At 70.6% G+C, this 11,540-nt stretch carries 11 protein-coding genes and 2 pseudogenes; 3 read left to right on the plus strand and 10 right to left on the minus strand.

Annotated features, from left to right (window positions below):
- Nucleotides 1–763, plus strand: a 763-nt coding sequence (locus AB0H81_RS27955; RefSeq protein ID WP_358380509.1) for a penicillin-binding transpeptidase domain-containing protein, incomplete at its 5' end; no start/stop codon positions are given.
- 38 nt (nt 764–801) lie between these two features.
- Here AB0H81_RS27955 and AB0H81_RS27960 read toward each other — a convergent pair.
- From AB0H81_RS27960 to AB0H81_RS27980, 5 genes are all read right to left on the minus strand, one after another.
- The gene (locus tag AB0H81_RS27960) at nt 802–1,494 is read right to left on the minus strand and encodes a haloacid dehalogenase-like hydrolase (RefSeq protein ID WP_358380511.1); all 693 of its coding nucleotides are present in this window, start codon (nt 1,492–1,494) and stop codon (nt 802–804) included.
- Nucleotides 1,495–1,586: 92 nt separating this feature from the next.
- Nucleotides 1,587–2,213: an HAD family hydrolase gene (locus AB0H81_RS27965; protein ID WP_358380513.1), complete on the minus strand. Its 627-nt coding sequence runs from the start codon at nt 2,211–2,213 to the stop codon at nt 1,587–1,589.
- Nucleotides 2,214–2,305: 92 nt separating this feature from the next.
- Nucleotides 2,306–2,761: a DUF2690 domain-containing protein gene (locus tag AB0H81_RS27970; RefSeq protein ID WP_358380515.1), complete on the minus strand. Its 456-nt coding sequence runs from the start codon at nt 2,759–2,761 to the stop codon at nt 2,306–2,308.
- Nucleotides 2,762–2,862: 101 nt separating this feature from the next.
- Nucleotides 2,863–3,420, minus strand: a complete 558-nt coding sequence (locus AB0H81_RS27975) for a hypothetical protein (RefSeq protein WP_358380517.1) — start codon at nt 3,418–3,420, stop codon at nt 2,863–2,865.
- Between the two features lie 30 nt (nt 3,421–3,450).
- Nucleotides 3,451–4,104 carry an HAD family phosphatase gene (locus AB0H81_RS27980; RefSeq protein WP_358380519.1) on the minus strand — a complete coding sequence of 218 codons (654 nt, stop codon included), beginning with the start codon at nt 4,102–4,104 and terminating at the stop codon, nt 3,451–3,453.
- Between the two features lie 459 nt (nt 4,105–4,563).
- Here AB0H81_RS27980 and AB0H81_RS27985 point away from each other — a divergent pair, with 459 nt between their 5' ends.
- Nucleotides 4,564–5,973 (plus strand): alpha/beta hydrolase, encoded by a 1,410-nt coding sequence (locus tag AB0H81_RS27985; RefSeq protein ID WP_358380521.1) that lies wholly within the window; start codon nt 4,564–4,566, stop codon nt 5,971–5,973.
- A 70-nt stretch (nt 5,974–6,043) separates the two neighbouring features.
- Here AB0H81_RS27985 and AB0H81_RS27990 read toward each other — a convergent pair whose 3' ends face one another.
- From AB0H81_RS27990 to AB0H81_RS28005, 4 genes are all read right to left on the minus strand, one after another.
- On the minus strand, nt 6,044–6,727 hold the full coding sequence (locus tag AB0H81_RS27990; protein WP_358380523.1) for a response regulator transcription factor: 684 nt from the start codon (nt 6,725–6,727) through the stop codon (nt 6,044–6,046).
- Entirely contained in the window at nt 6,724–8,220 is a 1,497-nt protein-coding gene (locus AB0H81_RS27995) for a hypothetical protein (protein WP_358380525.1), read from the minus strand. The genes AB0H81_RS27990 and AB0H81_RS27995 overlap by 4 nt, the downstream gene beginning before the upstream one ends.
- A gap of 265 nt (nt 8,221–8,485) precedes the next feature.
- Nucleotides 8,486–9,601, minus strand: a complete 1,116-nt coding sequence (locus AB0H81_RS28000) for a HAMP domain-containing sensor histidine kinase (protein ID WP_358380527.1) — start codon at nt 9,599–9,601, stop codon at nt 8,486–8,488.
- The gene (locus AB0H81_RS28005) at nt 9,598–10,260 is read right to left on the minus strand and encodes a response regulator transcription factor (RefSeq protein WP_358380529.1); all 663 of its coding nucleotides are present in this window, start codon (nt 10,258–10,260) and stop codon (nt 9,598–9,600) included. Before AB0H81_RS28005 ends, AB0H81_RS28000 begins: the two co-directional genes overlap by 4 nt.
- Nucleotides 10,261–10,400: 140 nt before the next feature.
- Here AB0H81_RS28005 and AB0H81_RS28010 point away from each other — a divergent pair.
- Nucleotides 10,401–10,742: pseudogene (locus tag AB0H81_RS28010) on the plus strand (ATP-binding cassette domain-containing protein); the annotation flags it as partial.
- A 146-nt stretch (nt 10,743–10,888) separates the two neighbouring features.
- On the opposite strand, the pseudogene AB0H81_RS28015 reads toward AB0H81_RS28010, so the two are convergent.
- A pseudogene (locus tag AB0H81_RS28015) lies at nt 10,889–11,377 on the minus strand (DUF4158 domain-containing protein); the annotation flags it as partial.
- Nucleotides 11,378–11,540 lie beyond the last annotated feature (163 nt).

Genomic DNA, 11,540 nt, shown 5'->3' on the forward strand with positions numbered 1-11,540 from the left:
CAACCGGGCGCTGCTCGGCAAGTACCCGCCCGGGTCCACGTTCAAGGTCGTCACCGCCTCCGCACTGGTCGCGGACGGCGCGAAGCCCGACGCGCGGGTGAAATGCCCCGCCGAGCAGAACATCGGCGGCTTCCCCTTCCACAACGCCGGCTTCAAGGACTACGGCACGCTCCCCTTCCGCGACGCCTTCGCCCACTCGTGCAACACCACCTTCGGCGCCATGACCGTGGACCGCCTGGGCGCCGACCGGCTCACCAAGGTGGCCGCGAGCTTCGGCTTCGGTGCGGCGATCACGCCGGGCGTGCCGGCCGTGAAAGCGGAGTTCCCGGCGCCGAAGGACGACACGGACCTCGCCTCCGCCTCCATCGGGCAGGGCCGGGTGCTGGCCAGCCCGCTGAACATGGCCTCCGTCGCCGCGGCCGTCGCCGCCGGCGCCTGGTGGCCGCCCCGGCTGGTGCCGGAGGAACGGATGCCGGACCACACGCTCCGGCCACGCCCCCTGGAGGAGAACGTGGTGCGGGCGCTGCGCGACCTCATGCCGGCCGTCGTCACCGACGGCACGGCGCACGACGTCAGCTTCCCGAAGGGCACGGCCGGCAAGACCGGCACGGCGGAGTACGGGTCGGGAGCCGAGCCCCCCGCGCACTCGTGGTTCGTCGGCTACCGGGGCGACCTGGCGTTCGCGGTGATCGTGGAGGGCGCCGGAGCCGGCTCGGCCGTCGCGGCCCCGGTCGCGGCCCGCTTCCTCAAGGCGCTCGCCTGAGCCGCGTACGGCTCGCCTGAGCCGCGTAGGACGAGAGGTCAGGCCGGGGTGGTGAGGCTCGCGACGGCGGCCACCACCTCGGCGGCGTCGGACAGATCGGGCAGCACCATGTCGGCCCCGGCCTCGCGCAGCTCGGCCGCGGTCGAGCGGCCCGACGCGACCGCGATCATCGCCGCCCCGCCGATGCGGGCGGCCTGCACGTCGCGCGCCGAGTCGCCGATGACCACGGTGTTGGCCGCGGTGAACGGCGTGCCCAGCCGCTGTCTGGCCCGTCCCTGCGCGACCTGGAGCAGCGTCGCCTTGGGGTAGGCCTCCTCGCCGTAGCCGCCGAGCTCGAAGTCGATGTGCTTGTCCAGCCCGAACGCCTTGAGCTTGTGGACGGCGTTGCCCTTGATGGTGCCGGTCAGCACCGACTGGACCACGCCGTCGAGCCGGGCCACGGCCTTGAGCGCGTCCTTGGCCCCGGGCATCGCCCTGCCCTCCCTGGGCAGCCGGCCGCGCCGTGCGGCGAAGGCCGCGGCCAGCGCGTCGAGGAACTTCGGCAGGTGGGCGTCCTCGGCCACGACGCCGTTGACGGCGAGGGTCTCGAAGACGATCTCGGAGTCGGGGCGGCCCAGCGCCGGGGCCAGCTTGACCAGCGGGCGGCCGGTCACGGCGCGGAACGCCTCGGCGTAGGCGTCACGGGTGACGATGGCCACGTCGACCAGGGTCAGGTCGATGTTCCAGAGCACTAGGCGGTTGATGGCGGCCTCCTGGGGGGACCCTGCAAGGGTACGGCCGAGCCGGCGACCGCGGGGCGGGACCGTGCGGATGCGGTCCGACGTCAGATGTGGGCGATGGCCTCGGCCAGCGTGTCGACGACCGGCAGGCCCGTTGCCTCCAGGTCGGCCCGCGAGGTCATGCCGCCCGTGTAGAGCACGGCCCGCGCGCCCACGTGCCGGGCGGCGATGCCGTCGTCGACGCTGTCGCCGATCACCAGCACCTCCCGGGGCTCGACGTCGAGCGCCTCGATGTGGGCGGCCATGTGCGCCGCCTTCTCCCCGCCGGTGGCCCCGACCAGCCCGTCGACCCGGTTGAAGTGGCCGGTGATGCCGAAGGACTCGACGATCGGCACCAGGTGGGAGTGGGGGGCCATCGAGCACAGCGACTGCGTGCCCGTCCAGCTCGCCAGCGTGGCCAGCGCGCCCTCGGCCAGGCCGCATGCCGCGCTCAGCCGGAAGTAGTGCTCGTGGAAGCCCACGTCGAGCGCCTCCCACTCGCCCTCGTTCAGCGGGCGGCCGAGCATCCGCTCGTAGGCCAGCCAGATGGGCCGCGTGTAGACGGCGCGGAAGCCGTCGGCCGTGAGGGGGGCCAGCTGGTAGGACTTGAAGACCTCGTTGGTGGCTCCGACGACGGCGTCGATGTCGTGGAAGAGCGTGCCGTTCCAGTCCCAGATGATGTGCTTCGTCATGACAGGCTTCAGGGTAGCGGGCCCCTGTGACAAAGCGGTGAACGGACCGCCGCGGCGCACGGGGCCGCGGCGGTAGTCCGTGCGGGCGGAGCTTACTTGCAGGCCTGGCCGGTGCCGCCGGAACCGCGCTGGCCACCCTGTCCGGTGCCCCACTTCACGCTGGCGCTGCCCCAGGCGCAGATGTTGTTGCCGTCCACCATGTTGCCCCAGTGGCGGCCGCCGTTACCCTTCTTGAACTGGAAGGTGTCGATCGTGCCCTTGGCGTTCTGGACGGTGATCGAGCCGTAGCCGGCGGTGATCGTGCGGATCTCGACCCAGTTGGTCTTGCACCGGAACGAGTACTTGAGCATGACCGTGCCGATCTTGCCCTCGAGCTGGCTGTTGATGGTGCCCGTGCGGACGGTGCGGGCGGAGTTGCCACACCCCGTCTGGTACGGGTCCTTGTGGTCGTATCCGCGGGCCTGGGCCGTGGCGGCCTGTGCGGGGGACACGACGACCAGGGCCGCGGCCACCGCGCCGACCGCGGTCACGACTGCTCGAAGCTTCACGGGAACCGACTCCTTCTGTCAGGGGACTAGGTCCGGGCTGAGATCCTAGCGACCTTGGTCAAGAAAGGGTCAAGGTCCTTAACTCGCTATTTAACATGCCCCTAATGATCGCCGTGGAGAAGGTGCGGAATCTCCTGCGTCGCGTACCACATGAGCTCGTGCGCCTCGGCGCCGTCCACGGTGAAGCGGGCGTCGTCGTCTCCCGCGTCGGAGGCGGGCAGCGCGGCGACGGCCGCCCCCACGTCGGGCACGGCGTACTGGTCGTCCACGTGCACCGCGGCGACCTTCGACATCGGCACCGGCCGCGACAGGCGTACGGTGGCCCGCTCCTCCAGGTCGGGGCCGGCCGTCAGCGTGCCGTCGGGCACCTCGGCGGCCACGACCACGCGCCGGGGCACCCACACGGAGCCGTCCTCGTTCTTGACCGGCTCCGCCCCCTCCCCGCCGGGTTCCGCGGGGCGTTCGGCGGCCAGCAGCCGCAGGGAGGCGCGGGCGGCCTCCGTGAGCGCGACGTACTCGAGCTCCTCGGTGTCGCCCGAGGCGTACCACTCGGTCAGCGCGGGAGTCACCGCGTAACCGGTCAGCGGGGCCGGGCCGAGCTCGCCCGCCTCGACCGCGCGGGCGAGGGCGGACAGCGTGCACGGCAGGTAGACGCGCATCAGAAACCTTTCACAACGTGCGGAGGACCATCATGCCGGTCGGAGGGGGATCTGGAGCAGCGACTCGAGGTGCGCGATGGTCGTCTCGGCGTCGCGGTGGTGGATGCCGTGGATGCCCAGGGCGCGGGCCGCGGCGATGTTGGCCTCGAGGTCGTCGATGAACACGCACGACTCGCCCGGCAGCGCCAGCAGGCCGAGGGCGTGCCGGAAGATGCGGGGCTCCGGCTTTCGCATGCCGACCTCGCCGGAGATGACGACCGCGTCGAAGACCTCGTCCCAGTCGTCGCGCGGGTAGGCGTTGGACCACGAGTTGGACAGCAGGCACGTGCGCACACCGTGGCCTCTGACGGTGCGCAGCATGTCGTACATCGCCTCGACCCGTTCGAACCCGACGAACATCCGCTCCAGCAGGCCCTCCGCCTCCGGCGGCACCCCGTCGAGGGTCAGCAGGCGGGCGGCCAGGTCGCGCTCGAAGACCGAGCCGTCGAGCTCGCCGCGCTCCAGCGCGTGGACCACCGTCTCCGCGCCGTCCTCCGCTCCGTCGTACGCCTGGCGGACCAGCTCGCTCATCACCGCGTGGTAGTGGGCCTGGTCGAGGCGCTCGGCCACCAGCCACTTGGCGATGGCGTCGGACAGGCCGGTGGTCAGCACACCGCCCCAGTCGATCAGAACCCCCGCTACCACACCGCCTCCTCGGACAGGTCAGGCTCTAAGCGTAGAGCGTCGCGCAGGAGGTGGGTATGGGCACCGAACCGCCATAAAGGTCCGCCGAATCACCTGTTTATCGTGTGGTTCCGTTCTCGACGAACACAGAAGGGACCGCCGTGTGCTGAGAGCGATGGCGTCGGTGAGTGACTGATTGGCCTGGGCCGGCACGTCGGCGGGGAGGGCCGAGGTGTATCCGGCGGTCAGGACGCTGCCGAGGATGGCGATGCCGAGCACGCTGCCCGCCTGGGAGATGGTGGTGTTCATCACCGACCCAACATCCTTCTGGAAGCACTGCCCCTGAACTCTCCGTAACCGGCTGTCCTGCCCTACCTGTCGTGCTGGCCGTCGGCACGGCCAGGGGGAGGTCGCCGTGCCGACTCAAGATAGGTCGAAAGGCAGATGTGGCACGGCCTGGGCCCCTGCCAGTCTTTGATCATGCACAAGTTCTGGAAGGTTGCCACCACTCTGATGACGGCCCTGGCGGTGGTTTGCGTACCTGCGGCGGTGAGCGCCGACTCGGCCTTGACCTGGCAGGACTGCGGTGACGGCCTGCGTTGCGGCCAGTTGGGCGTGCCCGCCGACTGGGCCCACCCCGGCGGCGGCGAGCGGATCACGCTCGGCCTGGCCATGCTGCCCGCCGTGGATCAGGCGCACAAGAAGGGCACTCTCCTGGTCAACCTCGGCGGTCCCGCCCCGCAGATCGGCGCCTTCCGCGCCGGCCGGGCGGCCTTCGCCGATCTGGCGCGGAAGTTCGACGTGGTCGTCTTCGACCCGCGGGGATTCGGGCGCAGCAGCGGCATCTCCTGCCCCACTGCCACGCCGCATACCGAAGCGTGGGCCTATCCCGACCGAGCCTCGTATACGACCTATATGGCAAAGAACCGCCGTTTCGGGCGGGAGTGCACCGCGGCGGCCGGGCCGCTGGCCGGCCACGTGAACTCCTGGCAGACGGCCCACGACATGGACGCGATCAGGGCGGCGTTGGATGAGCCCAAGCTCACCTACTTCGGCACCTCCTACGGAACCGTCCTCGGCCAGGCATACGTGGAGCTCTTCCCGGACAGGGTGGGCCGGATGTACCTCGACAGCGTCCGGGACCACACCAACCGATCCGTACTGGACGGGCTCCTGTCCCGCGCCCGGGCTTTGGAGAGCAACCTGCACAGGTTCGCCTCGTGGTGTCGAGATGAGAAGACCTGTGCCCTGCACGGCCGGGACGTGGTCGCCCTCTGGGACAAACTGATCGTCAAGGCGGGCAAACAACCGATCCCAGCGCCTGGGGCAGGACCAGAGGTCACGGTGAACGCATCCTTCATCGTCTCGCGCGCCTGGTTCAGCCTGGAGCCCCGATGGCCTCGCCTGGCCGAGGCCCTGGCCCAGGCATCCCAAGGCGACGCTTCCCTGCTGGCCCAGCCCATTCCCAGTCCTCCCTCCGATTTCTCCCGTATCGCGGTGTGCGCCGACTTCCCCTATCCCACCGCGTACGGGAAGGTGAAGGCGGTAGAAGCGCAGCTGCGGCGGGTGGCCCCGCGGGTGGGGTGGCGGTACGTGTGGGTGATGGCCAACCAGTGCGGCGGCCTGCCCCCGGTCAGGAGCTTCGCCCCGCACCCGATCAAGGCCGCCGGCGTGCCACCCATTCTGATCAGCAACGGCGAGTACGACGACAATACGCCCCCCAGCGAGGGCCGACGACTCGCGGCACAGTTGCCCGGCGCCCGCTATCTGCCCGCGGATGGAGGCCACAGCCTGTACTTGTCAGGACAGTCCTGCGTGCGCCGGTACGTGAACCAGTATCTGCTCACCAGGCAGTTGCCTGCCGAGGGAAGCACCTGCTCGTCCTCGTGAGCGATAAGACCACGCGGTGAGAGCGACCCTGATCTCGGCCGCCGCCAAGGCGCCGGCCGAGATCCGCACCCTACTCCGGGTTCTGCGCGAGGTGCCCGCCGACGCAGGGCTCAGGCTCGCCGACACCTCTGGCGTGGCCGAACGCCTGTCCAAGTACGGCTTCCGCCTCGACGTACGACGCACCGGTGATACCTGGGCATGAGTGCCTGATCCAGATAGGAGCGGGCGGGTTTGAGCGGCGCGGGGCCAGGCCGTGCTCGTGGGCGTAGATCACCGCGTGCACGCGGGTACGCACTCCGAGCTTGGCCAGGACGCGGGAGACGTGGGCCTTGACCGTGCCTTCCTCGATCGTCAACGCGGTGGCGATTTCCGCGTTGCTGAGTCCTCGGGCCAGTTGCCGAAGCACCTCGAGCTCACGAGCGGTGAGCCGCTGTTGCGCCTCGGTAGCGGACGCGGGCGGCAGCCCCGCGAAGCGGTGGATCGGCCGGGTGGTGACCTGCGGGTCCACCAGCCCGTATCCGCGGTGCAGCGCTCGCGCATCGGCGAGTCGCCGGATCGCGGAGAGCCGGTCGACAGGCGGCATGCGCAGGTCCGTCACCATCACGTCGGGGCGCTGCCACAGCGCTTGGTGCACGGCTTCGGCTTCATCGGCTGCCTGGCCGACCACCTCGCTGTCGGGTTCGCCGTCCAGCATCATGCGTAGTACGTCGCGTACGGCCGATTGCTCATCGGCGATCACTACCCAAACGATCACGCCGTCCTCCTCACACTCGCCGCCGCGAGCGTGATGGCGGCATACCCGCAAGCCACGGCCAACCCCGCCCAGGGCGGGAGCGGGTAGTAGCCTCCGAGCAGTGACTGCTGTACGTCCACATGCGCGAACGTGGGCACGCTCTGTGTGATCGCGAACCCGGCGGCAGGTGTGATCATCAGCAGCCACGGTGCGAGACCCGCGGTCGCCAGGAAGTACGGCACGATGACCAGCGCGATGGCCAGCCCGCTGGCGATGACGGCCCGCTTGACCAGCGCGGCCAGGCCCAGAGCCAGCACGGCGGCGGCCGCGGTCAGCGCCGCGTAGCCGACGATCACTCGCAGCCCGGTGGCCGTGGTGAGCGGCTGGGTCGGGTTGTCGTTGGCGCGCAACAGCGCCAGTCCGGCAGGGACCACGACCGCCGAGGTCACCAGTCCCGTCACGAACGCGACCGCGCCCATCACCGCGGCCTTGGCCGCCAGCAGCCGCCCCGGGCGTGCCGGCGGGCCGGTCCCGATCAGCGCGCGCCTGCCTGGCGTCGTGACGAACATGACCGCCACCACGAGCACCGGGATCAGCCCCAGGGCCCCGCCGATCAGCATGAGGTCGGCGCGCAGACCGCCCTCCACCGTGGCGGGCCCGATGTCACCGCCCCCGGTGACGATGAGCTTGTCGCCGGACTCGACGACCCCGCCCGGGTGATGCGGGGTCTTGCCGTCGGATTCCATGGCGACGCCGACGTCGTCGTGCCGCCACCTACCGTTCGCGCCCTTCAGGTCGATGTGGTCGAAGGTGGCGGTGGCCTGGGCGAAGGCTTGCGCCATGTCCCACAAGGCGCCCGGCGAGGTGGCGAACAGCCCGATCTCGACCGTCTCCGGCAACCCGGTCAGCTCGACCGTGCCGACCTCGCTCCACGCCTGGCCGTCGTCCGACTCGTAGCCGGTGACGGTGTCGCCCGACCTGGTCAGCCGCAGCCACTGCGGGCCGTTGTGCGGGCCGCCGGCCACGTCGTGGATGTAGTTGTGCTGCATCCGCACGCCGTGGGCTCCGGTGAGCATGACGGCGGCGTACGGTGTGCCCTGCTTGAGGCTCTGCCTGACGAGCAGCCCGGCCTTGGCCCATGGCACCGCCCCCTTCATGACGTTGCGCACCCCGGGAACGGCGTCCGGCAGCCGGATCTGCCCCGTCATGTCCGACACACGGGCGGTGAGGCTGCCGTTCCCCTTGAGCGGCTGGTGCACGAAGTAGTACTTGTCGCTCACCGCCGTGCCGTCGGGCCCCACCAGGGGCGCGGGGCAGGGGCCCTCTCCCTTGCCGGTCACGCAGGTGCTGCGGGCGCCCCCGGCGATCAGCAGCCCGAGCGACACGGTGACCAGCACGGAAGCCGCCATGGCGAACACCCGGCCCCGCACGGAGAGGAACGCGGCCCACTCCGTGCGCAGTGACGCGGAGAAGCCGGCCCGCCGGCCGGTTCGGTGAGGTGTTAAGGAACTCATGCCGACGGTTGTACGCGGCACCCGGTTCCGCCCCGGTCGCGGCCGCTGCGACCGGGCTGCGACCGAGGATCTGGCATCGTTGAGCAGTGGCAGCTCGCTTCGGCGGCCGGTCCGCGCCGCCCCGCGAGCACGACGGCCGGCGGCGCCTGGCTTCGAGCGGCGACCGATCGGTCAATGCTGGCAGGAGGCCGCACGTGCCGCGTTACCGCCTCCAGTGTTCAGATGCGGGTGGCAGGTGCCGCCCCCCGCGCAGTCGCCCCAGATGTCAGGCACGGTTCGGAAGGGATCCGTGTGCGAACCGCACGGTGATGGACAGGCCCCCTCCGGGGCGTGCGCCGGCGGTCAGAGTGGCGTGGTGAGCCCGCGTGACGGCATGGACGATGGCCAGGCCGAGACCGTAGCCTTCGCCGCGGCCGTGACGATCGGGCGCCAGCTTCTGGAAGGGCTGGAAGAGGCGCTCGACCTGGTCGCCGGGGATGACCGGCCCGGTGTTGGTGACCGTGAGAGCCGCCTGCGTGCCGGAGGTCCGTGTGGTGACCTCCAGGTGCCCGCCCTCGTGGTTGTGGCGGATGGCGTTGTCGATGAGGTTGGTGACGAGGCTTTCGATCAGTCCCGCGTCCCCGGCCGTCACCGCGGGCGAGAGATGTTCGGCCAGGCCGATGCCCTTCCGCGTGGCTCGGTCGCGGCGGGAGGCGAGCACTCCTTCGACGACGTGGGCCAGGTCGAGGGTTTCCCAGCGGGTGACACCGCGCTCGCTGGTGGCCAGGTCCAGCAGGGCCTGGACGAGCCGCTCCTGGTGCGCGCCGAGAGCCAGGGCCTCCTGACAGACCGAGCGCAGGGTGCCGGTGTCGGCGTCGGGGTCAGCGAGGGCGACTTCGAGCAGGGTACGCAGCCCGGCCAGAGGGGTGCGCAGCTCGTGGGAGGCGTTGGCGACGAAGTGACGTTGGGCGTCGAAGGCGGCCTGCAGGCGGGCGAACAGGTCGTCGAGGGTGTGGCCGAGCTCGGTCAGCTCGTCCGTGGGCTCGCCAAGGTCGAGACGCCGGTGGAGGTCTCCGGCGGAGATGACGTTCGCGGTGGCGGTGATGGCGCGCAGCGGTTGCAGGAACCGGCCGGCGACATACCAGCCGAGAGTCAGGGCGACGGGAATCAGAATGACCAGCGCGACGGCGGATCCCATGAGGAGCTGGGGCAGGCCGATCCCGGGCCCGGTTTCGGTGACCGTGCTCGGCGAAGGCCGACCCTTGGGGACGGCCGCGTCGATGCTCGCGAGCGGGACGACGACCAATACGAGCACGAAAACGCCGGCGGCGTAAATGCCCGACGCGTAGGCGAGCGCGAGCCGCTTCTGCAGGGACCTACCGGCAAGCTTCCGGGAGATCATGACGGTCCGATGCGGTAGCCGCCCTCGCGGATGGTCTCGATCACCGGCGGGTCGCCGAGCTTGGCCCGCAGCCGGTGCATGGTGTGCTTGACGGCGCTGCTGAAGGGGTCGGCGGCCTCGTCCCAGACGCGTTCGAGCAACTCTTCGGCGGAGATGACCACGCCGGGTACGGCGAGCAGGCATTCGAGCAGGGCGAACTCCCTGGGGCTCAGGTCGAGGCGCCGGCCGGACCGGAACGCGACCCGGCGGGCCGGATCGAGGGTGAGGTCCCCGCATGCCAGCGTGGGCGGCAGCGGCGGCGTGGCGCGGCGCGCCAGGGCGCGGACGCGGGCGACCAGTTCGGCGAACGCGAACGGCTTGGGCAGGTAGTCGTCGGCGCCGAGGCTGAGCCCGTCGACGCGGTCCTCGATCGTGCCGGAGGCGGTGAGCATCAGCACGCGGGTGTCGCAACGGCCGTGGGCGAGTCGCCGGCAGACCTCGTCCCCGTGGACGCCGGGCAGGTCGCGGTCGAGGATCACCACGTCGTACCGGGTGCCGGCCAGGCGTTCAAGGGCGGCGGTCCCGTCCAGGACGACGTCGACGGCCATGCCCTCGCGGCGCAGCCCGGTCCCGATGGAACGGGCGAGGACCTCGAAGTCCTCGACGACGAGGACCCTCACCGCCACTCACCATCGGCCGTCACGCGGGCAGGGCTGCAGGGTCGAGATGCCATGCCGTCAACGATGCCAGGTCCCCGGTCGCAGCCCGGTCGCAGCCGCCGCGACCCGGCCGGAACCGGGCGCCGCGTACAACCGTCGACATGAGTCCGTTTTCCAACCGTGAGCTCGCTGCGAGGAGCGCCCCGGGGATCGTCGTCGCCGGACTGCGCAAGCGGTATGGGGCGACCCTGGCCCTCGATGGCATGTCCTTTACCGTCCGTCCGGGTGTGGTGACCGGCTTTGTGGGGCCGAACGGGGCCGGGAAGTCCACCACGATGCGGGTGATCCTGGGGCTGGACGCGGTTGATGAGGGCACGGCGCTCATCGACGGCCTGCCGTACCGCAGCCTCCGGCGTCCGCTGAACCACGTCGGTTCGCTGCTGGACGCGGCGGCGCTGCACCCCGGCCGCAGCGGGCGTAACCACCTGCTGTGGCTGGCACACGACTCCAACGGAGACACTTTCCTGCCCGCCGGCACGACCAGGGTCTCCAGCAGTTCCCGCCGCCTCTCCACCGGCGTCTGCTCCACCAGATGGTCGTTGACCGCAGCCAGCTGCTCCACCCGCACGTTCGTGACCAGCGGCGCCGGCGTCGTGATCCCCGGCAGCAACACCCGGTTCACGATCAGCCACACCACCGCCCGGTCGAACAGCTCCCGCCGCGAATCCCGCGTCGGCGCCGCCCGCGACGCCATGAACACCCGTAGCTCCGCCTCCGCGTCCGCGAACTCCCGCAACTCCAACAACTCGCGAATCTCGCGCGCGTGCTCATGCTGGGTCGGCAGCCGCTCCGCATAGTCCTTGATGCACGAAGGGTCCGCCACCCCGAGCTGCTCGGCGACGTAGTCGACCGCCACATGCGGGACATCGACAGGATCGGCCAGGAACGTGCCAAGCATCCGCACCGTCCCCCACTGCAGACTCCAGCCGAGCCGGTTGTGCGGACCGCGCTTCTTCGCCACCTCCGCCAACGCGTCCGTGTCCAGGTAGAAGAACCGCTCCAGATCCTCTGGCGACGGATCCGTCAGGAACCGCCGATAGCGGCCCCTCGGCTCCTCTGACAAGTACTGAAACGACATAAACCGCGACGGTATGAAAGCAATGACTCTCTACCAGCCGGTACACCCAAACCGAGATCAACTCGTCCGCGACGCCTCGGTCCACAACCCCCTGACCTGCGGCGGAGGCTTATCGTTCAATTCCGGCCGGATAGTCTCAAGACCCGATTACCCTCGCAGGACC

It is taken from the genome of Nonomuraea sp. NPDC050691 (assembly GCF_040654455.1).
GTDB lineage: Bacteria > Actinomycetota > Actinomycetes > Streptosporangiales > Streptosporangiaceae > Nonomuraea.

Coding starts and splice junctions, on each gene's coding strand:
- AB0H81_RS27965 (WP_358380513.1), bottom strand. CDS start 2,213: ATGACGAAGCACATCATCTGGGACTGGAACGGCACGCTCTTCCACGAC.
- AB0H81_RS27975 (WP_358380517.1), bottom strand. CDS start 3,420: ATGCGCGTCTACCTGCCGTGCACGCTGTCCGCCCTCGCCCGCGCGGTC.
- AB0H81_RS27985 (WP_358380521.1), top strand. CDS start 4,564: ATGCACAAGTTCTGGAAGGTTGCCACCACTCTGATGACGGCCCTGGCG.
- AB0H81_RS27995 (WP_358380525.1), bottom strand. CDS start 8,220: ATGAGTTCCTTAACACCTCACCGAACCGGCCGGCGGGCCGGCTTCTCC.
- AB0H81_RS28000 (WP_358380527.1), bottom strand. CDS start 9,601: ATGATCTCCCGGAAGCTTGCCGGTAGGTCCCTGCAGAAGCGGCTCGCG.